Annotated in this window: 21 protein-coding genes; 8 read left to right on the top strand and 13 right to left on the bottom strand. The window is 54.5% G+C overall.

Going from position 1 to position 23,517, the window contains the following annotated elements:
• Positions 1-2: 2 nt before the first annotated feature.
• The 6 genes from ACQYWX_RS05770 to ACQYWX_RS05745 all read left to right on the top strand — a co-directional run bounded on the left by ACQYWX_RS05770 (position 3) and on the right by ACQYWX_RS05745 (position 5,192).
• Positions 3-266, top strand: a complete 264-nt coding sequence (locus ACQYWX_RS05770; RefSeq protein WP_431688193.1) for a hypothetical protein — start codon at positions 3-5, stop codon at positions 264-266.
• Entirely contained in the window at positions 266-1,390 is a 1,125-nt protein-coding gene (locus tag ACQYWX_RS05765; protein ID WP_431688192.1) for a hypothetical protein, read from the top strand. The genes ACQYWX_RS05770 and ACQYWX_RS05765 overlap by 1 nt, the downstream gene beginning before the upstream one ends.
• 40 nt (positions 1,391-1,430) lie before the next feature.
• Positions 1,431-3,125 carry a hypothetical protein gene (locus tag ACQYWX_RS05760; protein ID WP_431688191.1) on the top strand — a complete coding sequence of 565 codons (1,695 nt, stop codon included), beginning with the start codon at positions 1,431-1,433 and terminating at the stop codon, positions 3,123-3,125.
• Between the two features lie 4 nt (positions 3,126-3,129).
• Positions 3,130-3,582: a GNAT family N-acetyltransferase gene (locus ACQYWX_RS05755; protein ID WP_431688190.1), complete on the top strand. Its 453-nt coding sequence runs from the start codon at positions 3,130-3,132 to the stop codon at positions 3,580-3,582.
• Between the two features lie 825 nt (positions 3,583-4,407).
• The gene (locus ACQYWX_RS05750) at positions 4,408-4,818 is read left to right on the top strand and encodes a GFA family protein (protein WP_431688189.1); all 411 of its coding nucleotides are present in this window, start codon (positions 4,408-4,410) and stop codon (positions 4,816-4,818) included.
• Between the two features lie 14 nt (positions 4,819-4,832).
• Positions 4,833-5,192: a hypothetical protein gene (locus ACQYWX_RS05745; RefSeq protein WP_431688188.1), complete on the top strand. Its 360-nt coding sequence runs from the start codon at positions 4,833-4,835 to the stop codon at positions 5,190-5,192.
• Positions 5,193-5,249: 57 nt separating this feature from the next.
• Here the strand turns inward: ACQYWX_RS05745 and ACQYWX_RS05740 are convergent, their stop codons facing one another.
• The gene (locus ACQYWX_RS05740; RefSeq protein ID WP_431688187.1) at positions 5,250-5,990 is read right to left on the bottom strand and encodes a M35 family metallo-endopeptidase; all 741 of its coding nucleotides are present in this window, start codon (positions 5,988-5,990) and stop codon (positions 5,250-5,252) included.
• 226 nt (positions 5,991-6,216) lie between these two features.
• Between ACQYWX_RS05740 and ACQYWX_RS05735 the strand changes: the two genes are divergently transcribed.
• A complete protein-coding gene (locus tag ACQYWX_RS05735; protein ID WP_431688186.1) occupies positions 6,217-8,664 on the top strand; it encodes a CHRD domain-containing protein in 2,448 nt (815 codons plus the stop codon).
• Positions 8,665-8,707: 43 nt separating this feature from the next.
• Here the strand turns inward: ACQYWX_RS05735 and ACQYWX_RS05730 are convergent, their stop codons facing one another.
• From ACQYWX_RS05730 to ACQYWX_RS05700, 7 genes are all read right to left on the bottom strand, one after another.
• Positions 8,708-9,187, bottom strand: a complete 480-nt coding sequence (locus tag ACQYWX_RS05730) for a nuclear transport factor 2 family protein (RefSeq protein ID WP_431688185.1) — start codon at positions 9,185-9,187, stop codon at positions 8,708-8,710.
• A gap of 13 nt (positions 9,188-9,200) precedes the next feature.
• On the bottom strand, positions 9,201-12,344 hold the full coding sequence (locus tag ACQYWX_RS05725; protein WP_431688184.1) for an efflux RND transporter permease subunit: 3,144 nt from the start codon (positions 12,342-12,344) through the stop codon (positions 9,201-9,203).
• Entirely contained in the window at positions 12,341-13,732 is a 1,392-nt protein-coding gene (locus ACQYWX_RS05720) for an efflux RND transporter periplasmic adaptor subunit (RefSeq protein WP_431688183.1), read from the bottom strand. Before ACQYWX_RS05720 ends, ACQYWX_RS05725 begins: the two co-directional genes overlap by 4 nt.
• Before the next feature lie 2 nt (positions 13,733-13,734).
• Positions 13,735-14,463 carry a TetR/AcrR family transcriptional regulator gene (locus tag ACQYWX_RS05715; RefSeq protein ID WP_431688182.1) on the bottom strand — a complete coding sequence of 243 codons (729 nt, stop codon included), beginning with the start codon at positions 14,461-14,463 and terminating at the stop codon, positions 13,735-13,737.
• A 379-nt stretch (positions 14,464-14,842) separates the two neighbouring features.
• Complete coding sequence (locus ACQYWX_RS05710; RefSeq protein ID WP_431688181.1) at positions 14,843-15,217, bottom strand: DUF6559 family protein; 375 nt, start codon at positions 15,215-15,217, stop codon at positions 14,843-14,845.
• Between the two features lie 846 nt (positions 15,218-16,063).
• On the bottom strand, positions 16,064-16,561 hold the full coding sequence (locus ACQYWX_RS05705; protein ID WP_431688180.1) for a hypothetical protein: 498 nt from the start codon (positions 16,559-16,561) through the stop codon (positions 16,064-16,066).
• Between the two features lie 68 nt (positions 16,562-16,629).
• The gene (locus ACQYWX_RS05700; protein WP_431688179.1) at positions 16,630-17,196 is read right to left on the bottom strand and encodes a DUF4875 domain-containing protein; all 567 of its coding nucleotides are present in this window, start codon (positions 17,194-17,196) and stop codon (positions 16,630-16,632) included.
• Between the two features lie 361 nt (positions 17,197-17,557).
• Here ACQYWX_RS05700 and ACQYWX_RS05695 point away from each other — a divergent pair, with 361 nt between their 5' ends.
• Positions 17,558-18,310, top strand: a complete 753-nt coding sequence (locus tag ACQYWX_RS05695) for a substrate-binding periplasmic protein (protein WP_216735186.1) — start codon at positions 17,558-17,560, stop codon at positions 18,308-18,310.
• A 17-nt stretch (positions 18,311-18,327) separates the two neighbouring features.
• Here ACQYWX_RS05695 and arcC read toward each other — a convergent pair whose 3' ends face one another.
• From arcC to ACQYWX_RS05670, 5 genes are all read right to left on the bottom strand, one after another.
• Complete coding sequence (gene arcC / locus ACQYWX_RS05690) at positions 18,328-19,263, bottom strand: carbamate kinase (protein WP_431688178.1); 936 nt, start codon at positions 19,261-19,263, stop codon at positions 18,328-18,330.
• Positions 19,264-19,278: 15 nt separating this feature from the next.
• Entirely contained in the window at positions 19,279-20,286 is a 1,008-nt protein-coding gene (locus tag ACQYWX_RS05685; protein ID WP_216735188.1) for an ornithine carbamoyltransferase, read from the bottom strand.
• A 33-nt stretch (positions 20,287-20,319) separates the two neighbouring features.
• On the bottom strand, positions 20,320-21,570 hold the full coding sequence (gene arcA / locus ACQYWX_RS05680) for an arginine deiminase (RefSeq protein ID WP_431688177.1): 1,251 nt from the start codon (positions 21,568-21,570) through the stop codon (positions 20,320-20,322).
• A gap of 60 nt (positions 21,571-21,630) precedes the next feature.
• Positions 21,631-23,067: an arginine-ornithine antiporter gene (gene arcD, locus ACQYWX_RS05675; protein WP_431688176.1), complete on the bottom strand. Its 1,437-nt coding sequence runs from the start codon at positions 23,065-23,067 to the stop codon at positions 21,631-21,633.
• Positions 23,068-23,314: 247 nt separating this feature from the next.
• Positions 23,315-23,512, bottom strand: coding sequence for a CsbD family protein (locus tag ACQYWX_RS05670; protein WP_431688175.1), 198 nt, complete (start codon positions 23,510-23,512; stop codon positions 23,315-23,317).
• Between the last annotated feature and the right edge of the window lie 5 nt (positions 23,513-23,517).

Here is a 23,517-nt window from a genome sequence, read left to right as displayed (position 1 = left end):
TCATGAGTCGTAGTAAGCCGTCGCTGGTGAAAAGCATACATCCGTCGTGGTTCAACGCGTTGTCGCGCCGGGTCAGGCTTGGCAACAAGGTGAAAGCCACAGCAGCCTGCCTCTGGTTCGCCGCAGCACTATCCGCATACGGCGGCTCCTATGAAGCCATGGATCAATCCCCCTCGCTATGGCCGGTCGGCCTTCTCGGAGCGGCATTGCTATTGCAAATAGTCGGTCTGTTTTTTTTCAATGCTAAACATAGTGTGTCGGAATAATGCAGGACGCCGTGGAAACCTATCAGGTCGTCACGCGCGGCAAGCTCGCCAGCGGCCAGGAGCTTGTTCAGGTTCAGCGTAATTTGAAAGCGCAGTTGCGTCTGAACGACGCCATGGCCGCCAAGGTATTCGCAGGCGCGCCGGTGAAACTGAAAAGTAATCTGACCTGGAAACAGGCTCAGGGCTGGCAGAAAAAACTGCATCAGCTTGGTTTGCTGACGGAACTGGCGCTGCAATTAAACCCCGCCTGCCTGCAAGCAGGCTTACAGGCCGCCCCGCAGGAGCCTGACCAAGATGAGCCGGATGATCAAATACTGTTGTTCGAAGCGGGCAAGCTGACGCCTCATCTGGTTCATTTCTCTGAGTCTCTTACGGTGTCCACTGAGTCCGACGCGCCCGTCGCCCGTATCGTCAATCACAACGCGTATTGGAGCCCGCTGGCGTTAGTGCTGGCCTCAACCGGACTGGCTCTGACGCTGCAGAATCACCTGCTGCGGGTGATGACGCACTATCTGCAATGGGGCGCTCTCGCCAGCGTCCTTAGCATTATTTTTCTGCTGCTGACTATCATCTGCCTTCCCCGGCTGCTGCAACCGCGCATGCTGCAGTCCATTGCCGACGCCCGTGGCGCACACCGCATTTACCAGCAGGAACTTCCCGTCTTTTGGGTCGGCGCGAAAAAGCATCGACTGATCGATGCGGAGCAACAAGACCTCGGCGTCATTGAGCGCAAACAACAAAGCGCGACCTTGACGGATGCGCAAGGAGCCGTCGTCTATGAATGGCGGCAGGCCGTGCGCGTTCACGAAAGCAGCAAAGACGCTCTGGGCAAGATTCAGGAGAAGCTGGTGGAAGACACCGCTTTGGGCCCCGTCGCCGAGTATCTGGGGCATGCGAAGAAAGTTCTGGATTTCCTCAAGCGTAAACGCGCCAAGTCTGTGGCCTCCCCTTCCTGGGACCCGCAGAACGCCATGGCGGTGCTGGATCAGGAAGGTAATTTGGCGGCGTTGGTGTACGCCACGCCGGAGCCTGCGGCGCAAATTCGCAAAGCCGATCTCTCGCCACAGGAGAAACTGCGGCTGCTGGCCTTCTGCGCCTGTTTGCTCAGGAGTCCCTATGTATGAAACAGTTATGAAGTAGTTATGAAGCAGTTATGAAACAGGTATGAAGCAGTATTCCTTCGAATTCAGAGGCCAACTTTCCCCTGGCTCGGACCAGGGTAAGACCCAGGCGGGACTGGCCAAGCTGTTCCAGACCGACGCCGCCGAGCTGGCGCCTTTGTTCAGCGGCGAAGCCATATTTCGTCGCGAAGGATTAAACGAATTCACCGCTAAGTCCTATCAGCAGCAGTTCGCCCGCGTCGGTGCCGTCGGCGCAGTACGAGAGCAGACGGACAACACCGCCGCTCCCTCCGTCACAACGAATACAACACCGCATCAAAACAAAACATCAGGCTCACCGACAGCGTCGCCACAGACTGCGGAAGTACCGCCCAAGACAGATGACCGCTCCCGTTGCCCGAAGTGTCTGTCACAGAATATCGACGCCACTCAGTGTCTCGATTGCGGCGTCATTCTGGAAAAGTATCGCCAGATGCAGGAACGGCTGCAAAACCCGCCGCCGCAGCCAGCCCCTGTGCAGGCGGAACCGTTTCGACTGGAAGAGGCGGACTCTGAGCAAAAGCGGGCGGCGAAGTGGCTGTCCTGGGCTGGCCTGATCCTGACCATTGTGTTTGTCTCCGACAGTTACCTGCTGAAGATCAACTTTCTCTACTCCGCCGGCATTGACCTGGGCTATATCCCCTTCTTCGTGGGTCATCTGGTCTTGCTGCGCGGCTGCATTCTTTATGCGGAAAGCAAAGGCTACAGCATGCTGGTGGGGCTGTTGGGCTTATTCAGCCTGGCGGGGCTTTCCATTTTGATGCTGCTGCCGGATCACCGGCGAGATAAGTCCGGCGTCACCGGCAAACACCTGGCCACCGCGGGCGTCTGCATTCTGGTCTGCGTGGTGTGGACGGTTGGGTTCTTCAACAAGCTGCACGATATGAGTGAAATCGCCAACGAGGGCCGTCAGCTCATCGCAGGCCGCCACGAATACCCCGCCCCGGAACTGGACAGCGCAGCGGAAATCTACGAACGCGAGCAGAAGGAAATGCAGGCCTATCTGGAAAAGTCGCTGAAAACCATCAAGGACGGCTCTTTCCGCCCCAGCGAAATCACCACACTGGCGGATGTCATGTTCGGCGCGCTGGCGCGTTATGAGGCATGGCGCAACTATCAGCGCTACCGCCATGTGGCCGAACAACAGCCTTTGCCGACGCCCCTAGAGTCGGACTGGACCAAACAAAACCAAAAGCTGTTCGCGACCTTGCTGTATAAAAGTATTGATCGCGAAAAACAGAGACGTCTGTATACCGAAAAGCAAAACTGGCTGGTGGGCGTTCACCCGGATCAGGTCGGCCCGTTTTGGGATAAATTCAGCCGCTATCTGTTCGATGTCCTGAGCGCCTATATGACTGCTTACCAGAATGAGCTGTATCGCCAGCCATTCAACAAAGACAAAAACGCGCCGCCTCCCGTTACCACCCTCGACCTGCGCGAGATTAACCTCCCCGACTACGCCAAACTGCGCAAAGACGTCACCGTGGACACCGTCACCTACAGCGCCACACTGGGCCAACTGTCCCACACGCCGCTGACCGTCGCCTTCTACTTGGAGCCCTACACCAAACGTTTCGGCAAGCAGGGCATACTCGCCAAAGGCGTCGTCATCTCCCCTGACTTTCCCAATAAATATCTATATGGACACTTTAATCTGTTTAGCCGCTATCCGGCGGAACAAGAATTGAGGGAGCAGTAAGGCAGTGATTCAATCAGCGCAAACCACGCGCTACGAAAATGCGACCAATCAGGACGGCGACGCCCTTGCTGAGATCAGGGCTCAAGCGATGCAGCCCAGCCTGGAAGCCGTGGGACGGTTTGATGCAAACAGAGTGAGAAGCCGTTTCCTGGACACATTCGTCCCGGAGGATACTTTCAAGATCATGGAAAGCGGGAAGCTGGCCGGTTTCTTCGTCCTGCGCAACAAGCACGACCACCTATACCTCGATCACCTCTATCTTCATCCCGATTATCAAAACCGATCGATCGGCGGAAAAGTGCTTGCAAAAGTGAAGTCGGAAGCCGCCAATAAAGGCCTACCAATAAGACTCGGCGCGCTCCGCAACAGCAAGGCCAACGACTTCTACCAGAAACACGGCTTCGTCAAAACGCATGAGGGCGAGTTTGATATTTATTATGAATACAGCCAGCGCTGAAGCCTGCTCATACTGCTATACGCGCTGACTCAACAGCACCCCGCCGCCCATGGTGATAAACAATCCGCCCGAGACTCGGCCGTCCCTCTGAATATTCGCTTGCGTTGGGAGCGCCTCTGCTTAGTATAAAGGCCGATTTATACAGGGTGAGAAACTAACCAGATAAGTATCAACAGATTATGAGTGTAAATCTTTCCTGCCTAATCAGTTGCAACCTGAATGCTCAGCAGATCCTCAAACTCCCAGAAAGCCTGTCGATTGCGTCTAAGAACCTCTTTCCCGGAGATTGACAATGGGGTGAATTTCCGTCTCCTCCAGAGCTTACAGAGGAAAGTCTTGAGAACTTCATTAATGATAAGGGCTTATGGATAACCGGCCCCAAAGCGCTGACCGCGGCGCCTTCAAGGCGCAGTATTGAGATAGGGTATGGTTGGAAATACACCCGACTTTTCTGCCGGGAAGACAATGACTCCATAGAAACCTACATTGAGTTCTGTAAACGCTTCGCCATCTTAATGGGTTGTAAAACCCTGTTTTTTGCTCCGGATACACTCACTGAGAGTAATAAGTATCAGCAGGCTGAAGAGCGTGTACACAGCGGAGAACTGACTGTCTCAAACATAAAAAGCCGGCTTAATGAATATCTCGATCACAATATCTATCGCTTACACATCACTGATAGTTAGAGGCGTCAACGCCCTTATACAGATTATCGAAGCAATATCTGCTGGTATGCGCACCTATAAGCCCGCATATTTGCATACGTCCACTGTCTGACTTTCCACAGACAGGAATGGTTATCTCAACAGGAGCACAGGAAACAAGATGTACAAAGGAAGCTGTCTTTGCGGTCAGGTCAAAATTGAAGTCCAAGGGCCGATTGAGTCGATTATTCATTGCCATTGCTCCAAGTGCAGGAAGAGCAGCGGCACGGCTTACGCCACCAATGGGTTTGTAAATACGGCGGACTTGATAGTTCAGGAGGGCGTGGAGCACTTGGCCTTTTTCGAAATGGCGCCCGGACGCAAACGCCACTTTTGCCGGACCTGCGCTTCCCCGGTCTTCAGTTCAAACGATGCAGCGCCTGACCGGGTGAGACTGCGTCTCGGAATTCTGGATTCAGACATTGCCGAACGCCCCCTCTCCCACAATTTCGTCACCTCAAAAGCAAACTGGGACGACCTGGACGCCCAGCTTCCCCGGTATGAAGCGCATGAGCCCGGGCGGGGCGGCTAGCTCAAGTACAGCATATGGTAAATGATAGTAATGTGGACAATCTAAAAACCGGCTTCATTGTGAGAGAAAAGCCTGAGTTAATAGAATGGCTAAAAAGTCATTCTATTTCTGAATCAGACTATCACTTTATTCCAATAGTTTTGACTTCGGATATTCTATGTCAGCCATTGAAACCAGGGTCAGTAATATTTATCCACCAAGACCTAAAGGCCTTTTTCATTCAGCATGAACTCCCTATCTTAGTATTTGGACGTGAGAACATAGAAAAGATATTTGGCTCATTCGAATGCGAGTCTGAACTGTTTGACCGCTTTTGGAAGTTAGATGAAGTATTGTGTGTTGACGTACCGATAAAACATGAAGTGGAAAACTAAGTCATAAAAAAACAGAAAGGGAGCAAAAGGCTCTCCCTTTCCGTTAAACTTTATTACTTAGTTCGGCAAAGCTCTTAAGTTACGTAACTTGTATATTTCCGCCAGGAACAATCCCCAGTTATCCGCATTATTAAGTGACGCCCGCTTGTCCGATCCTATCGCCAGTCTGCCACACTCATGCGCTCCATATGCGATATCGATGGTATCCAGAATTCGGTGGCTAAGTTCGTGGGCGACGCAACGGAATTTGAACCACTGTTCGTCATTGCGATCATTTTCGTCAAAGTTACCGCTCAGGTAGCCTGGCGTCAGGTAGATTCTCAGCCCGCTTTGCACGTTAACGTATCCACAGTTGGCTCTGAAAGTGCCTGTTGTTTCCTTGACCGTATACTTCTTGCTTTGAGGCGCATTGTTATTAAGGCGATGGAAGAAGTTATCATTATTTCTATGGGAAGATTGTCCCAGTTGATTGTCAAAATCAGAATCGTAAGGGTTCAATCCTACTTTAACCATCGGCCTGACCCAGCCAATATAATCTTTGGGGTGCCTGGGCGCAGAGACAAAGGTCAGGCTAGTGCATTTCCTTGTTAAATACTTATGCATATTATTTAAGCCTTCGAGGACCGCCTTAATATTCCCCCCGCCAAACCATCTATTTATCGAGCTGCATTTTGGAAGAGTAATAGACTCCGCCAATATTGTTTCCAGCATGCTTAATGCATTGCTTATTTTCACCTGTTCGCCGTTATTAAAAGGGGCTGCATCCCCCATGCTTTCAAATCTTAATGTGTAAGCCATGATTTAACTCTCCGAGTAGTTCTATGTTTTTATATATTCCTCACCCGGGAAAGCGACCTAGGACATTTTTCCCCTTATAAGCAATAGTGCTTAGTCCAAATAAATTTCTCTCCCACTGCATCCAAACCACTCTTCTCGGTCGTCATACGACTGACGATAAAAAAATCACGCCGGGGTGGTTTTGTCCGCCGCTGGCTGTATTCCATGAAACAGGGAGAACCTCTTGATGAATCTTTTTGAACTGACGCGTCCTTCCCGAGCAGTGCTCTGTGTCGGCGCGATATGCACATTGGCGGCCTGCAGCAGCGATGACAATGGCCACCCCAGTACCGACAACACCTCCAAGGTGACGCTGACAGCCCCCATCCAGAACGTCTTACCCGCAGCGCAGCTTCCTTCCAGACTGCTGCCGTCAGCAGCGCTGCAATCTGATTTGCTGCCCTCCAGCGAACGCGCGAGCGAATCCGCCAGTCTGCGCATTTTCGATGTAACCTTGAGCGTGGAGCAGGAGGTGAACGCAGACGGTGTTGATAAATTGGTCAATAAAAACGCCACGGCAACTGCGGAATTCAAACTGGATTCGTCTATGGGCGAAGGTAACGAAACCTTGTCCGCCAGCGTCAAAATCACAGGTTTGGACGAGGACGACGCCGTCACCGCCGTTCACCTTCACAAAGGCTTCGCCGGCGCCAATGGCGACATGCTGATCGCCCTGTCCCGCGACGAGCTGGACCCCAATCTGTTCTATCTGCCCAGCGGTACGAAATTAAGCGACCTGCCCGGCGCATCGTTGAATCTGCTGCTAAGCGGCGGCTGGTACTTCAATGTCCATACAGACAAAAATCCCAAGGGGCAATTACGCGGCCAGATTATTCCCGGGGACATCCAGGCGGTAAGAATAGCGCTGGAAGGCGCACAGGAAGTACCTCCAGTAACCACACCCGCTGCCGCCGACATCGAAAGCATTGGTTATTTTACCGTAGATACCGATGACGGCAGAATCTGGGCGAATATCCAGAACATCGGCTTCCAAGGAACCGCCGCCCACGTTCACTCCAACTTCGCCGGAGCCAACGGAGATGTAGTGATTGCGTTGAATGACGTCAGCGCGGATCAAGGTCTGGAGCCCGGCGTATTTTTCAGCAGCGCCCCTGGCGCAGTAGCCGCAAACCTGCCCAAACTGCTTAACGGCGGTTATTACTTGAATGTTCATTCCGAAGCGAACCCCAACGGCGAAGTGCGTGGACAGATTCTGCCTAAAAATGTACAAACCTCTCGCCTGCTGTTGCAGGGCGAGCAGGAAGTTCCTCCCGTGGCTGCGCCAGCAGCTGAGAGCGCCTATGGCATTGGTTACGTGACGGTCAGAAGCGATCTTCCCAAAGTCTGGGTCAACCTGCAGAACCATGGCTTTAACGCCACCGCAGCGCACATGCACAGCGAATTCGCCGGGGCTAACGGCGACATCGTCTTTGCTCTCAACGATATCAGCGCCGATCTGGAGCAAGCGGAGGGAACCTCCTTCAGCAAGGTTGTGGAGATGGATCAGAGTCAGCTCGCCAAGTTTCTCAATGGCGGTCTGTATCTGAACACTCACTCGGCAGCGAACCCTTCTGGCGAAGCCCGTGGCCAGATTCTTCCCCAGCACGTGCAGACTGTTCGCGCCTCTCTAGAGGGTGATCAGGAAGCGCCTCCCGTTCTCACTCCAGCCAGTGGGCAGGTGAACAGCCTGGGATATCTGACGATCAGAACCGATACCCGCGTGGTGTGGGCCAACATTCTGAATGCTGGATTCACCGCGACTGCAGCCCATGTGCACAACAATTTCGCCGGGGCTAACGGCGATATCGTCTTCGCCCTCAATGACGTGAGCGACGCCGACGGCGGCGCCCCGGGCTCGCACTTCAATAAAGTGACCAAGCTGGAGGAAAACCAGCTCGCCAAACTGCTTATCGGCGGCTATTACTTCAATGTTCACTCCGACGCCAATTCCAACGGCGAAGTACGTGGTCAGATCACTCCGGAGCATATCATTGCAATGCGGACTGAGTTACAGGGGGAACAGGAAAATCCACCGGTGACCCAACCCATCGCTGAAGATATCGCCTCGACAGGCTACGTCACCGTGCATGATGAAACTGGCGCTATCTGGATCAATATTCTCAACCAGGGCTTCAACGCCACCGCCGCTCATCTGCATACTGGTTTCGCTGGCGTCAATGGCGATGTGGCTCTACCTCTGGAAGACGTGAATGGCGACGGAGAGCTGTTCAGCGCAGCCCGCGGCGCCAAGCTGGCGGACGTAGCCGGCCTGTTGCACGGCGGCTTCTATCTGAATGTCCACAGCAATGCCAACCCCAGCGGAGAACTGCGCGGCCAGGTTGTTTCCAATAACAGTTTTGCGCTACAGGGTAACTCCAGCGCCGAGAATGGCTTCTCCGGCTATATGACGGTGACGGATATCGACGCCCATGACTTTACGGCGGCGCTCAATATCAAGGGGCTCGCTCCCGACAGCGTTGCGGCGACCATTCAAAACGCCAACGGCGCGTTGATAGCAGAGCTTGAACAAAACAGCGATTTGCCGACGTTGTTTCAGGCGGAGGGACGTTTACCGGACTATGACGACCTGTTAAACGGCGCCCTAACCTTCAAAGTGGAAGGGAATAGGGAGTAACTGTCAGCGCCGCCTTTCAAGGCGGCGCTCTTCATTAAGCCATCTAGTCTTTATATTCCGGGTTCTTATCCATAAAGCGCCGCAGGTTTGTATCCGCTGTGGCCTGCACTTTATCCCGCAACATTTGCGACCAGCCCAGCGCCCAGCCAGTCAAGCCTAACGCATGACGGGACCAGCGCCAGAAGTCGAAGCGGTCGCGGTGGCGATATATTTTGCCGTCCTTGAACTCAAATTCAGCGCGTAGTTTGTTCAGCACGTAACGCCCGGTTGTGGAAAAGGTATAACCCGCGCGCCAGCGAGCGGAGCCTTGCCGATCGTCGGCTTCAACGTGATGAAAGTGCAACGACAGGTCCGCCCCGCGTTCGCACAACATATGCCACATGGCCCCGATTTCCTTGCCCTTGAGGGTGAACACTTCATCCTGAAACTCCGCCTCTTCGTGATAGCAGGCTTGCATGGTTCGATAATCTTTATCCTTAAAGGCTTCATAAAAACGGGTCACCAGTTCGGCGTTAGGGTGCATACCTTTTGTCCTTTTATTCTTGTGTAAGCGGCGGCGGATTCTGCGCCGGCGCAAACTCCTCCTCGGGTTCGCCGACGACCGCCCTGGTCAGACCGAAGTCTTCAAGGATCGTATACACACAAGGGATGACAAACAATACCAAAAGCGTAGATGCGCCTACGCCGAACACAATACTGGTGGCCAAAGGAATCAGAATCTGCGCCTGCAGACTGGTTTCAAACAGCAGCGGCGTCATCCCCGCCATGGTGGTCAGGGAAGTCAGCAGTACCGCGCGGAAGCGATCATGGCTCGCCTTCGCGGCGGCGTCATGCACATTCATGCCCTGCCCCACCCGCATCTTGACGAACTCCACCAGCAGGATGGAATCGTTGACGACAATGCCCGCCAGCGACACAAATCCCAATAGCGACGGCATGGTGATATCCATTCCCATCACCACATGCCCCACAATCACGCCGATAAACGCCATGGGGATGTTGAGCATAACGATGACCGGCTCTACATAGGATTTGAACTGGAAGCTCAACAGAATAAAGATACCCGCCAGCCCCATCAGAAAGCCAAGTTTCATCGAGCCCTGAGTGGCCGCGCCCTCTTTGATCTCGCCCTGAATACTCAGCTGAATGTCTGGATAGCGTTGCTGCAGCTGCGGCAAAAAGTGCTTCTGCATGTCGCCGATCACCGCCTTGGTGTTGTTCAGGCTGATGTCGACATCGCCATACACCGTGACCGTGCGCTGATTATCCACCCGATTAATGCGCGAGTAGCTGCGGCTGGGGATGATCTCCGCCACGTTGGATAGCGGAATCAGCGCCTTGCTGACCGGATGCACAATGGGGAAGTTGTCGAAGTCCGCCAACTCGTCACGGGACTCATCATCCAGGCGCACCACCACCTCATAGGTTTCCAGGCCGACGCTCGACTCCAGCACCGTCACGCCCTGAAACGCGGCGCGCAATTGCGCGGCGATGGTTTGCGCGTCCAGGCCCAGATCGTAAGCGCCGGACTTCAAATGTAAGGTGAATTCCGGCTTGCCCGGGCGCAGATCATCCAGCAGATTGATCACGCCAGGATAGCCCGCCAGCCAGTTCTGCAACTCATGAGACGCCAGCGACAATGACTCCAGATCGTCGCCACGCAGACGTATTTCAATCGCTCGTCCGCCCGGCCCAATCGTCGGCTCCTTGAACAGCACCGACCATACGTCCGGCGTTTCCCCAGCCAGCTCACGCCAGCGTGACGTAAAGGCCTGCAAACTGAAATTGCGGCGCTCGGCGGTGAGCAGGTCGACGCTGATGGTGGCTAAATGGGGACCGGTTTCAAAGGCGTCCGCATTCTGTCCATAGTTCACCGTCACGGAACCTATCGCAGGCTCCTCCTGCTCCTTGTTGAATTCGGAAGCAGTTTGCTCCAGCGCCTGAGAGTAATGCGCCACCATGGCCTCCGTACGCACCTGCGAGGTCCCGGTAGGCATGATCAGGCGCGCCTGCACGATGTCCCCTTCCAGGTCCGGAAACGCAGAGAATTTGATAACCCCCGAGGCCAACAGACTGACGCACAGAATGAACGTGGCGATAACGGCGCCGACAAAGCCGTAGCGATGTTTGATCAACACTGACACGCGCCGATCAAGCCCTTGTCGGATCTTCTCAAAACGCTGTTCAAACCCTATGCGAAATCGGGAGTCTTGCTGTTTCTCCGCATGGGCGAGAGAGTGTTGTAAGTGATGGGGCAGAATGAAAAACGCTTCAATCAACGAAATAGTGATCACCGAGATCAGCACGATCGGTACGACCACCAGCACCTGACCAATATCGCCTTCCAGGAACAACAGTCCGGTGAACATGCACAGGGTCGTGAGAAATGACGAAAACACCCCTTTCGCCACCATCAATGTTCCGTCCACCGCCGCCTGCAGGGGCCGCTTGCCCTTGCGCATCTCCGTGCCGATGCTCTCACTGATGACAATGGCGTCATCCATGAGAATCCCCAGCGCCAACAGCAACGCCACCATGGAAAGCATGTTGATGCTCACGCCCATATGTCCCAGCACAAAGGCGCTGGCCAGGAATGACACCGGCAACCCCATCACCACCCAAAACGCATAACGGGCGCCGAAAAACAGCCACATCACCGCAAACACCAGAACCAGCCCCTGCCAGGCGTTGCTGCTCAACATGCTGATGCGGTCTTTGACGACGCTGGTGTAATCCTGGGTCAGACTCAGCGTTACTTCCGGCGGCAAACGCTGGCTCTCTTCCGCAATGAACGTCTCCACTTCCTGCAGAATACGCAGACTGTCGTCACGGGTGTTTTTGGATATTTTCAAAAAGGCGGCGGGCTTGCCGTCGAAGGTGGACTTGTTCTCCTCCAGCTCAAATTCGTCGACGATTTTGGCGATGTCCCCCAGGCGCACTTCCGCCCCATTGCCGCCCCGCAACACCACCAGATTCTCCAGGTCCGTGACGGTGCGTTTTTCATCGCTGAAGCGAATCTGATAGTCGCGGTAGTCTGTTTTCACATCTCCCGCCGGCAGGTCCACATCCTGCTTCGCCACCAGATTGGCGATATCCTGCAAACTCAGGCCGTATTGACGCAAATTGCTTTCCGGCGCCTGAATCTGAAATTGCCGATCAGAGAACCCCTGTATGTCCACCAATGGGATATCCGGGTTACGCAGGATGCGCTGTTTCACCTCTTCCGCCAGGGTTTTCAGTTCGCTGCGGGGCAGGTCGGCAGTCAGGGCGATGGTCACTACGTTTTGCGTGCGACCCAGCTCCTTGACCACCGGTTCTTCCGACTGCTCCGGCAGGGAGCTGATCTCATCCACGGCGCTTTTTACGTCATCGATAAAGTCGTCAAAGTCGCCATCCTCCAGCATTTTCAGGGTCATCAGGCCCATGGAGTTACGGGCTTCACAGCGCACTTCCTCCATGAAGCTGACGCCTTCCACCGCTTCCTCCAGCGGCTTGCAGACGGACAGCTCGATATCCGTCGGCGTGGCGCCGGGATAGGCGACTTTCACCTCAACCTCATAGCTTTTTATTTCCGGGAAGGTCTCCCGCTTGATCTGCGGCAGCGTCATCACGCCGATGAACATAAAGAAGCCCATCAGCAGATTCGCCGCCGTAGGATGTGTGGCGAAAAAGCGGATCATAGGGTTTGCCTGCCTTGCGCCCACTGCTCGATCAGCGCTTCGGCTTCATTATCTTCCTGCGGAGTCACCAACATGCCCGCCACAGCGGGAAACAGGTCGGTAGTGACAACGCGTTCGCCCTCGTGAATAGCGTTATCGCCCTCGTTGTCATCCTGCCGGATTAACAACATCGCGCCCTGAGTTTTGTAGTGGGGTTTGATTCGACGCAGGCGATTATCCTTATCCACCACATACAGCTCGTGCTCCCGCAAAGCGTCTCGTGGCAGCACTAAAAACGGCTGTGGCGCGCCTTGCAGCTCCACCTTGGCGTACATCCCTTCTATCAGCGGCGGCCGCACGCCGGGGCGGGCGGTGCGATAGGGATTATCAACCCCGACGATCACGCCGAGCGTGCGCGAGGCCGCTTCCAGATTATTGCTGATGCGCTCCACTTTGGCGTCCCAGTGCGTGTCGCCGTCTTCCGCCAGAGCGACGCTGGCGGCAAGGTCCAGCTCAGTGAAAATATTGCTGGCGGCGTCCTGCTCCAGAAACTTCTGAAACAGATCCTCCAGATTGGCGAACCCTTCCGCTAAAAGACGGAACTGGCTAAGGGGAAACTGCGCATTAACCAGCACTTTATCGATGGTCTGAGCGCCGTACAGCGAAGCGCCCACAGCGACGAACTGGTTCTCCTCCACCGACAGGCGGGTAATGCGGGCGTTGAATGGCAGGCTGATGTGAGTGCGCTCCAGATTGCGCTTCTGCGTCTCCACCGCCGCTTCGGCGATATCCTGCTTGGCTTGCAGCACCTGTAATTGATACGGCAGGGTTTGCAGCTGATAACTCAGTTTCTGGGTTTCCTGCCTCAACTGCAGCACAACGGACTGCTGCGCATCGTAGTTGGATTGCGAAGCGGAGCCTTTCTGCAACAGCCGCCCGATGCGCTCCTGCTCCTTCCTGGCGATCGCCAGTTTTTCCTGAGCCAGTTTCAGATCCTGCTCCGTGTCCTCTATGTTCAGCCGCATTTCCTCCAGGTTGGCGCGGCTCACCGCCAGATCCGCTTCCGCCTGTTTCAACGCCAGTTGATAGTCGCGATCATCAATGCTGACCACCAGCGTTCCCGCCGGCAATATGGAGCCCTTCTTCAACAGCGGGTGAACATAAGTCACTTTGCCTGACACCTCGGCCTTACTGTCCAGCACCACATCCGGCGCCACTTCGCCAAATCCAGTGATGCGCGGCCTGACCTCGTAACGCTTGGCGGACACCACCTTCACCGCCGCGGGAAGCTGCGCTTTATCCGCATGCTCCATCGCCGGGCGACTCTTGATAATCGCCACCGCCACCGCGACGCCGGTCGCGACCACCAAGGGCAACGCCCATCGGCGTTTCATCCAGGCCAGGCTCATAGTCAGTCCTCTTTCATATTGTCAGGTTGTGAATGGAGGTGTGAATGGGAGTGTGGGTGAGCTTGTGAATGGGATTGAGGCGCTGCGCCACAGCCGGAGATAAACATGCGGTAGACATGCTCGATCCATTCATCGCTGCTCACCAGCTCATCGGACATGTCCCAGGCCCGCCTGCGCACGGGCCCGCCGATGAAAGGCGTAATAATCAGATTCACCAATGAAAACGCCGCCCACTTGGGGTCCACGTCCGCGCGCAAATTGCCCTTTTTCTGTTCTGCTTCAATTAGCTTAGGAAGAAACATCGCCATGCGACGGGGCATCAGGTCTATAAAACGGTCCTGTAACCTGCCCCGCTCCGACAACACTTCATCGATGATGAACGTAATCAAAGGCGGACAATCGACTATTCTGGTTATAGCGGCGCGGATAAACCCGCGAAGGGGGTCGGGCTGGGCGATCACTTCGATAATACGACCAAACTGTTGTTCGCCCAGGCGTTCAATCAAGGCGATGAAGAGATCTTCTTTGCCGCCGAAGTAGTAGCTGATCATCGCAGACTTCATGCCCGCTTTCTCAGCGATATCGCGAATGGTGATGCTGCGATAGCTCTTCTCCCGCAGCAATTCAAAGGCGGCGTCCAACAGGTCGTCCTTACGCTGCTGCTGCAGCGCAGGGTCCAGAGGGCGACCACGCTTGTTTTCAGGCTCTTTGGCCTCGGTTTTCTTACGCATGTAAAGCCAATTAGTTTATCAATCGATTAATTTAATCGGATGATAAATTAATTAGGCGAAATCAGAAAGCGAAATTTTTGAGAAAGAGATTCCCGCTAACAACAACGCTCAACGACAGAAATTCAGGCGCCGCCTTACAGCGGAGAGTCGCATCTTTGCAGAATAAGAATCAGAGGGCTTCTATTACGGCGCCCTGACAGAATAGCGAAGAGCCCGTAGGCGCTCACGGAAGAAAGGTTGCTGTCGCTCAGGCTAAAATGAGCCCACTACATCGCAATAGTGAATGGGCTGGAACGCGTTTGGGCATTGCAGGAAAAGCAAAATTAAGACGTAGAACGCGCTGTTCCTGACAGACACGTCACAGACAACAGCAGAACCGCTAAAAGCTGGAATCTCCGCCGCTATCGCCACCGTCAAACCCGCCATCGGAGGCGCTGTGGCTTGAGTCACTGCTCCAAAAGATGGAGCCTAACGCCAGCGTCATTCCGAAGTTTCGCGCCGATTCATAACTCACGGCTTGGTCGACTGAGGTCTGGTGGTTATTAGAATATTTGACGAAGTCCGCTTCTTTACAATAAAGCGCGATAGCGTAGCCGAGGTATTTTTCAGATAAGCCGAGCTCCTTCACCAAAGCCCTGACTTTTTTCACCGAGTACACTCTCCTGCGCCCACTCCTCTTGGCTAACGCCGGCCCCAACACTCTGATATAGCTCTTTACCGCCGCCCGGCGTCGCCACCAATTTCTAGTAAACATCTAAATCCCCTACCCACTTCTTATAACTCATCGCCACTGCTTAAAGTCAGGCGCCTTTTGTCCATATTGGAGTCAATGACGTGACTTGCGGCGGCCCTGACAGCAACAATGATGATGACTGCAAAAGACGTCATACCATTGCCTCTGTGGTGAAGTTATTCGAATCCAATTAATACAACACAGAAAGGCGTACTATGAAGGTCCCAGGCTCTAACGTCTACAAATCAGGGCTCAGATTACTGCTCCAACTCCAAGCGCCTGACTTGTTCATCTTCCATTCTGCGCATGGGCCAACAAAGAACAAGTGCGGTCAGAATCGCCAACGAGACTATCAGACTGACTACCAGGTAAGGCCATGTAAACTGTAAGCCTGCAATAACCAGCCAAGTTAAGGATAGAGTTACAAAAAGCTGAGTCACGCCATAGTAACCAGGAAAGAGATAAGAATACTTTCCACATTGAGCGCAACGAACGGGACTCTCTTTAGAAGCCCCTGCTCCTTTAATGGATATCTTGTTTTTACAATGAGGACACACTCTCATTTGTTCACCAATCAAATTCGCTCACTGGTATCGCTGGCGCTCCCAAAGACTTTGATGTTTCTGTGATAAGTCAGTGAGTATATTTTTAATCTTTGGCGGCAGGTATGGGAGGCATCAAAACACAACCAAAGGCAAGTTTTCAACATCAAAGCAAAGACAAAATCACAACAATAATTGTCTGAAGGCCCATTAAGGACCCTTCATAGCCCTGTTCTCCACTAAGCGATACTGACTCGATAGACCCGCAGTCGGGCCATACAACAACGGTTCAACCTTCTCCAAATAAGCAGGGCGCCACCCGCTATCATTCCGCCTGCTTGACCACTTTTATGTAAATATCCGACACCCAAAAGCCTTCCTCGATGCTGGGGACGAATTTTTCGTAGCTGATATCGCCAAGCACGCACTTGCGGTCTTTTAACTCCTCACCGACTTCCCTGAGGAGGGCTGTGGAAGCCAAAGCCTCTGGTACAAGCGCCGCCAGCGGCGCAATTGCTGAACCTAACTTGTCCCTCGGCGAATTCAGGTACGCATTTAATTGTTCGGGATAGTTCAGTCGGTAAAACTCGCGAAGTTCATTCATTGTGTCCTTCGACATACCTCCAACCAAACGCATATTGAACGGGCACTTGGGAGTTTCCAACGCCTTAAACGCCGCCTTCACTGGAACGCCACCTTCCTCCATCATGTAGAACTCAAGATAATGCAAAGCGCCATAGTTTCTTAGCTCATGTATTCTCAACTCCGTTGAGTGGGAGAAAAGCGAGAGTAACAAAAGCCATAGGGCAAGCGTAAATTTCATATTCGTCCCAATAGAGTTATCAATATATGAGCGGCGTGTTTATCCGTGGCGGGCTTATAATCGCTCCATCACTCAACGTGATAAGTATCCACCCAAAGTCCTGTAGTAACGTACTTAGGCTCATGCCCAAGCTGGGATTTAACATATTCATCAAGCTTTTCTGAATAATATAAATCACCAAACTTCTTCTTAAACTCAGGCTTACTTTTTTCGTATAAAACCGTGTCTGAAATTTCCTGCTCCGTCACTTTTTTGCCTGTGGTCGATATGTTCCACGTCCAGGAGCCACGTCCAACCCCCTTCCATCCAGAGCCGTCAGGACTGTAATAGGATGCGCCAATCAATCGGCCTTCCTGACATAGAGCACGGTCTGGAGCCAAGTGCAGCGCAATTTTGATATCCGGCGAGGCGCTTTGGATATCCATTATCGCCTTCACCATCGTGTGCGCCCGCTCTTCTTTTCCTATTGCTTTAGACGCGACGCAGGAGAATATGTAATCGTAATCGCCTTCACTGATTTTTTCTTGGCTAACGACGTCATAAGCAGCAGCCTTCGAGAAACCAATGGATGGCGGCGCAGCATAGGTAACGGTCGTAACAAAAGCGGTCAACGCAATAGCGATTGCTCTATTCATTGTTGTTCCCCGGGCAAAAGATCAATGACTGGCCGCCAGCTTATATCATGTATCAGAACGAATGCATTCATCTTGCCCATTGAAAGATAAATAGAGCCGCCAAGGTAACTTCTTTAGCCTGCTTTAAATCCTAATTAGCGTCAGGTCACCCAAGCGTCAAAACATGGCTATATTCGAGTCCCTGAAGGACTCCTAATGAAAACCGACAAGTCTGACCTTCTAAAAAGCTGGGCTATACTTACTCGGTAGACCCGCTGCGGCGGGTTCAGGCCAACGGAGTGTCACAGGCCTCCGCCGGAATCGGCGGCGCCAGACGGATTCAGGTTATCGTCCAGCGTCAGAGAATTTCCGGAGGCTTTGCATGCTCCGTTTGTGTGCTTTATTGATACTGCTCTTCCCTCACGCCGTTTGGGCTGAAACGGTGCTCGCTTTTACTCGTCTGGTCCCCTATCACTACAACGAAAATAACGCTCCCCGAGGCATCAGCGTGGCGCTGGTGGAAGAGGCCTTCAGGCGTATGGATGAACCAGTGAAGTTGATCGAGCTGCCCTGGAGCCGGGCGCTGCGTTATCTGGAGAACGGCGAGGTGGACGGCGTGTTTGAGTTGTTGAAAACGCCGGTGCGGGAGACCTATGCAGATTACTCATCGCTGGTGTTGATGATGGAGAATGTCTCACTGTTCGTGCCGGAGAACAGTCCTATTCAGTTCGATGGCGACCTGCAGCAACTGGCCCAGTTTCGCTTTGGCGGCCTGCAGGATTTCAGCTACGGCGAAAAATTCGACGCCTTTCGCAGCATGGAGCTGAACACAGACTTCGTCACCGCCGTGAGTCTGAACGATCTGTTTTTACGCCTGATCAATGACAATCTGGATATCATCGTCGGCGATCAACGCGGCGTTCTGTTGGAGTACCGGCGTCTGCAGGGCCAAAAAGTGCGTTCTTTACCACAGATCAAACGCCTGCAGCCGAATGTGGAGGAAACGCCAAGCTACATCGCTTTCTCCAAGAAGTCCCAACGCGCCAATCTACGCAAACGCTTCGATCAGGCGCTGGCGAATATGATTGCGGAAGGCGTATATTCGAAAATCGTCGAGAATTGGGCGGACTACTGAGCGTAGTCAGGCAAACCTTAAGCTACTTCCAACGACCCAGGCGCGAATTGCGTACTGATGCGGGTGCCCGCCTCCCCTGCAATCATGGCCTCGATATCCCGCAACGAACCAATCACTGCGGGCTTACCGGTAGTACGGGCGAACTCACAGGCGGCCTGCACCTTCGGCCCCATGGAGCCGGCGGGAAACGCGTCCGATTGCAACGCGTCCGGGTGCGCTTTCGTAACCGGGCGGGAGTCCGGCGTTCCCCAGTCTTGATACACCGCGTCCACATCCGTGGCGATAATCAAAAGATCCGCATCCAGTTGCTGCGCCAGCAAAGAGGAGCACAGGTCTTTGTCGATCACGGCTTCGACGCCCTGCAACTTGCCGTCGCGGTTATACAGTGTAGGAATGCCGCCGCCACCTGCGCAGATGACCACCGTGTTTTTCTCCAGCAGCCACTGAATGGGCCGGATCTCAAAGATACGGCGCGGCCGCGGACTGGGGACGACGCGGCGGAATTTGTCGCCGTCGCGGGCGATGCGCCATCCTTTCTCAGAAGCCAACGCCTCGGCTTCCGCCTCTTCGTAGACAGGCCCGATAGGTTTGGTGGGATGCTGGAAAGCTGGGTCATCCGGGTCCACTTCCACTTGGGTGAGCACGGTAGCCAGGGGCGCATCCGCAGGCAGCAGATTGCCCAGCTCCTGCTCGATCATGTACCCGATCATGCCCTCGGTTTCCGCTCCCAACACATCAAGGGGATAGGGCGACACCGACGCATAGGCCGCCGCCTGCAACGCCAGCAATCCGACCTGCGGACCGTTGCCGTGAGCAATCACCATTTCATTGCCCGGCGCCACGGCGGCCAGACGCTCTGCGGCCAGACGCACATTGATGCGCTGATTGTCCGCCGTCAGGGGCTCCCCCCGTCGCAGCAGGGCGTTGCCGCCCAGAGCCACTACTATCCTCATCGCCGCGCCTCCCGATCAGATATCCGCCAAGGTAGAGACCAGCACCGCCTTGATGGTGTGCATCCGGTTTTCCGCCTGATCAAACACGATAGACGCTTCCGACTCGAACACATCGTCTGTCACTTCCACGCCATTGTGCAGGCCATACTGTTCGAATATCTGCGCGCCGATCTTGGTTTCCGAGTTGTGGATGGCGGGCAGGCAGTGCATGAACTTCACCCGGGGATTATTGGCCGACGCCAACAGCGCGGCATTCACCTGGAACGGCAACAGCATGTTGATGCGCTCGCCCCACCTTTCCGGCGCTTCGCCCATGGACACCCATACGTCAGTGTGAATGAAATCCACGCCGCGAACGGCTTCCCTTGGCTTATCGGTCAACGTCATACGGGCGCCGGTGCGGGCGGCGATCTCACGGCATTGTTCGATCAATTCATCCTTGGGCCATAACTCGCGGGGAGCGCCCAGGCGCACGTCCATACCGAGCTGACAGCCGATGATCAACAGGGAGTTGCCCATGTTGTTGCGGGCGTCGCCGACATAGGCGTAGGAAATGTCATGCAGCGGCTTGTCGCTGAACTCACGCATGGTCATGACGTCCGCCAACATCTGCGTGGGATGGTATTCGTCGGTCAAACCGTTATAGACCGGCACGCCAGCGTACTGCGACAGCTCCTCCACAATATGCTGATGGAAGCCGCGGTATTCGATGGCGTCATACATACGCCCCAACACCCGCGCCGTATCTTTCATGGTTTCCTTGTGTCCGATCTGCGATCCGGTCGGGTCGATATAGGTCACATGCGCGCCTTGATCATAGGCCGCCACTTCAAAAGCGCAGCGGGTGCGCGTGGAGGTCTTCTCAAAAATCAGCGCAATGTTTTTGCCTTTGAGATGCTGACGCTCGGTGCCGGTGTACTTGGCCCTTTTCAGGTCTCTGGCCAGATCCAGCAGAAATCGCAGTTGCTGGGGAGTGAAGTCCAGCATACTGAGAAGACTGCGGTTGTGAAGGTTGCGCGACATAAGAAATCTCCTTGTTACCTAAATAATTAACGCCTAAACCGGATCGCGAATAATGGGGCAAGTCATGCAATGGCCGCCTCCTCTGCCACGTCCCAGTTCGCCGGCGGTAATTGTGATGACCTCCACGCCAGCTTTACGCAGCAGGGTATTGGTGTAAGTGTTGCAGTCATAGGCGATGACCACGCCGGGCTCCAGCGCCACGACGTTATTGCCGTCATCCCATTGCTCCCGCTCTTGTTCATAGCTGTCGCCGCCGGTCTGTACCGTGCGCAGCCTGGGCAAGCCAAGTGCTTCTCCGACCACCTCTACAAAAGGGGCTTTTTCCGGACGAATATCCAGACGTCCGTTCGCGCCGTTATCTCCAGGACGAATTGAGAAGGTTTCGATTCGGTTGACCACCTCTGGAAAAACTGTCACCAGATCGCGGTCGCAGAAAGTGAAAACCGTGTCCAGGTGCATGGCGGAGCGCAGTTTCGGCAAGCCGGCGACAATGACTCTCTCCGCAGCGCCATGGCGAAACAGTGACTGCGCCACCAGCGCAATCGCCTGGCGGGAGGTGCGCTCGCCCATGCCGATCAACACAACGCCATTTCCCACCGGCATAACGTCGCCGCCTTCCAGCGTGGCGGCGCCATGGTCTTTTTCAGGATCGCCCCACCAGACTTTAAAATCCGCCCCTGCAAAATCCGGGTGGAACTGGTAAATGGACGCCACCAGCAGCGTTTCCTGTCTGCGCGCGGGCCAATACATGGGATTCAGCGTCACGCCGCCATAGATCCAGCAACTGGTGTCGCGGGTGAATATCGAGTTGGGCAACGGTGGAATGACAAACCCGGAACGTCCCATGAACTCACGGAACAAAGCCATTTCCCGACTATCGAAGTCTTCCGGCAGATCGCCGCCGACTACGCCGCCCAGCAACAGCTCCGCCAGAGTCGCGGCCGGCAGTTCGCCCATCCAGGCGCGCACGTCGTCCGCTAATCCAACGCCCACGTGTTCGTCGGTGATTTTGCGATCCAAAAGCCACTGACGGGCTTCCGGCAACGCCATGGTCTGCGCCAGCAAGTCATGCATGTCCACGACATCCACGCCACGATCCTGCATCTTGCTGACGAAGTCATAGTGATCCCGCTTCGCCTGCTGCACCCAGATCACATCATCGAATAGCAGCTCTTCGCAATTCCCCGGCGTAAGACGCAGATGCGCCAGCCCCGGACGACATACCATCACTTTGCGTAGCTTGCCCACTTCCGAAAATACGCCCAGGCGCGTTGCAGCAGTCATAGCCTATCCTTCCTTTGCTTACCTATTGATTTGAAAAGGCGAACTCTATTGATCACGCCGCTACAGCGACAGATATCCCATATACAGCCCAGCTATTCCCGCCAGAGCCGCCATAATTAAGACAACCAGCACCCCGGTTTCAAGCGGAGTAAATACGCGTTCGCCCTGTTCTCTCCTCGCAATGGCGAAAACCACCGCGCCCGGCGCATAAAGAATCGAGCTAAGCAGCAGGTATTTCACGCCGCCTGCGTACACCAGCCACAGGCTGTACAGCACGGCGACCAGCGCGATGGCGAAGTCTTTGCCGCGCACGCGATCATTGTCGCCATAGGTTTCCCCCCGCAGACACAGCATCAAGGCATAAAACGCCGTCCAGAAATAAGGCAGCAGAATCATGGAGGAACCCAGGTACAGCAGATCCAGATAGGTGCCTGACGAAAACAGGGTAATGATGAGAAATACCTGGATCAAAGTGTTGCTGAGCCACAACGCGCCCCGTGGCGAGCCGCGAGAATTGGTGCGCGCCAACGCCTTCGGCATAGCGCCGTCTTTCGCCGCGACGCACAGAATCTCCGCACTCAGCATCGTCCAGCTCAGCAGAGCGCCGCACAGTGAAATGATCAGGCCCACATTGATCAGCTTGGAACCCCAGGCGCCGACCACCACTTCCAGCACGCCCGCCATGGAGGGGTTCTTCAGCCCCGCCAATTCAGCGCGGCTGAGCACGCCCATGGACAGCACGTTGACCATCACCAGCAGAGCCAGCACGCCAATAAAGCCAAGCACCGTCGCCTTGCCGACATCGGAGCGATTCTGCGCACGGGACGAGTAAACGCTGGCCCCTTCAATACCGATGAACACCCACACCGTCACCAGCATCATGTTGCGCACCTGATCCAGTACAGACCCTAATGCCTGCTCCTCGACGCCCCAGATATCAATGCTGAACAAATCCGCCTTGAACCCGACAAACGCCAGAACGACGAACATAATCAAAGGCACAATTTTGGCGACAGTAGTGATAATGTTGATAAAAGCGGCCTGGCGCACGCCGGAGAGCACCATGGCGTGCACCATCCAGAGCAATACGGACGCGCAGATCACTGCCGTGGGCGTATTGCCCTCGCCGAAAACAGGAAAGAAAAATCCTAAAGAGCTGAACAGCAACACAAAATAACTGACGTTGCCAATCCAGGCGCAAATCCAGTATCCCCAGGCGGAGTTGAATCCCATATAAGCGCCGAAGCCCGCCTTGGCGTAGGCGTATACTCCAGCGTCCAGTTCCGGTTTACGTCGCGACAGCGTCTGAAACACAAACGCCAACGCCAGCATACCGACGCCGGTCACCAACCAACCCAACAGCACAGCTCCGGCTCCGGCGCTCGTTGCGATGTTCTGCGGCAGCGAGAAAATCCCTCCGCCGATCATCGAACCCACCACCAACGCGATCAACGCGCCAAGCCTCAGCCGTTGCGGCTGCTTATCCGACACAGTCATTAACCCCTCCCCCTCACGGGCATTAACTTCGCCAAGTGTGGCGACACCAATAGACACAAACCAGCATGACCCGCCAGCAAATTGAGGCAGATCATACGGATTTCGGAAACCCGATACAAAAACTCTATAAAATCAGGGGAGTGGGGTGTTTTTTATACAAAAAAGCCCGTCACGGAAGGTGACGGGCAATCATGTCTGAGGGAGCCGCGCAGCTGCGCGGCCACAACCGGGGGGCTGGGGACGCCGGTTATAACTTCTTGGCGAAGTCGTCAACTTCGCGCTCGGCCTGCTCTTTCGCCATGCCGTAACGCTCTTGAATGCGGCCGGAAAGCTCGGTGCGACGGCCACGAATTACGTCGAGATCGTCATCCGTCAACTTGCCCCACTTCTGCTGGGCTTTACCTTTAAACTGATCCCATTTGCCTTCAATTTGGTCCCAATTCATAGTCT

Source organism: Hahella sp. NBU794 (assembly GCF_050749805.1).
Lineage (GTDB): Bacteria > Pseudomonadota > Gammaproteobacteria > Pseudomonadales > Oleiphilaceae > Hahella.
Note: the sequence above shows the minus strand (reverse complement) of the source record. Positions and strands in the feature narration are given on the sequence as shown.

What these genes read in the sequence shown, in the direction of transcription:
- ACQYWX_RS05710 (WP_431688181.1), bottom strand. Translation starts at nt 15,217, where the DNA reads ATGTTTACTAGAAATTGGTGGCGACGCCGGGCGGCGGTAAAGAGCTAT.
- ACQYWX_RS05750 (WP_431688189.1), top strand. Translation starts at nt 4,408, where the DNA reads ATGTACAAAGGAAGCTGTCTTTGCGGTCAGGTCAAAATTGAAGTCCAA.
- ACQYWX_RS05735 (WP_431688186.1), top strand. Translation starts at nt 6,217, where the DNA reads ATGAATCTTTTTGAACTGACGCGTCCTTCCCGAGCAGTGCTCTGTGTC.
- arcD (WP_431688176.1), bottom strand. Translation starts at nt 23,067, where the DNA reads ATGACTGTGTCGGATAAGCAGCCGCAACGGCTGAGGCTTGGCGCGTTG.
- ACQYWX_RS05695 (WP_216735186.1), top strand. Translation starts at nt 17,558, where the DNA reads ATGCTCCGTTTGTGTGCTTTATTGATACTGCTCTTCCCTCACGCCGTT.
- ACQYWX_RS05760 (WP_431688191.1), top strand. Translation starts at nt 1,431, where the DNA reads ATGAAGCAGTATTCCTTCGAATTCAGAGGCCAACTTTCCCCTGGCTCG.
- ACQYWX_RS05730 (WP_431688185.1), bottom strand. Translation starts at nt 9,187, where the DNA reads ATGCACCCTAACGCCGAACTGGTGACCCGTTTTTATGAAGCCTTTAAG.
- ACQYWX_RS05725 (WP_431688184.1), bottom strand. Translation starts at nt 12,344, where the DNA reads ATGATCCGCTTTTTCGCCACACATCCTACGGCGGCGAATCTGCTGATG.
- ACQYWX_RS05705 (WP_431688180.1), bottom strand. Translation starts at nt 16,561, where the DNA reads ATGAAATTTACGCTTGCCCTATGGCTTTTGTTACTCTCGCTTTTCTCC.
- ACQYWX_RS05700 (WP_431688179.1), bottom strand. Translation starts at nt 17,196, where the DNA reads ATGAATAGAGCAATCGCTATTGCGTTGACCGCTTTTGTTACGACCGTT.
- ACQYWX_RS05670 (WP_431688175.1), bottom strand. Translation starts at nt 23,512, where the DNA reads ATGAATTGGGACCAAATTGAAGGCAAATGGGATCAGTTTAAAGGTAAA.
- ACQYWX_RS05715 (WP_431688182.1), bottom strand. Translation starts at nt 14,463, where the DNA reads ATGCGTAAGAAAACCGAGGCCAAAGAGCCTGAAAACAAGCGTGGTCGC.
- arcC (WP_431688178.1), bottom strand. Translation starts at nt 19,263, where the DNA reads ATGAGGATAGTAGTGGCTCTGGGCGGCAACGCCCTGCTGCGACGGGGG.
- ACQYWX_RS05770 (WP_431688193.1), top strand. Translation starts at nt 3, where the DNA reads ATGAGTCGTAGTAAGCCGTCGCTGGTGAAAAGCATACATCCGTCGTGG.
- ACQYWX_RS05740 (WP_431688187.1), bottom strand. Translation starts at nt 5,990, where the DNA reads ATGGCTTACACATTAAGATTTGAAAGCATGGGGGATGCAGCCCCTTTT.
- ACQYWX_RS05720 (WP_431688183.1), bottom strand. Translation starts at nt 13,732, where the DNA reads ATGAGCCTGGCCTGGATGAAACGCCGATGGGCGTTGCCCTTGGTGGTC.
- ACQYWX_RS05685 (WP_216735188.1), bottom strand. Translation starts at nt 20,286, where the DNA reads ATGTCGCGCAACCTTCACAACCGCAGTCTTCTCAGTATGCTGGACTTC.
- ACQYWX_RS05765 (WP_431688192.1), top strand. Translation starts at nt 266, where the DNA reads ATGCAGGACGCCGTGGAAACCTATCAGGTCGTCACGCGCGGCAAGCTC.
- ACQYWX_RS05745 (WP_431688188.1), top strand. Translation starts at nt 4,833, where the DNA reads ATGGTAAATGATAGTAATGTGGACAATCTAAAAACCGGCTTCATTGTG.
- arcA (WP_431688177.1), bottom strand. Translation starts at nt 21,570, where the DNA reads ATGACTGCTGCAACGCGCCTGGGCGTATTTTCGGAAGTGGGCAAGCTA.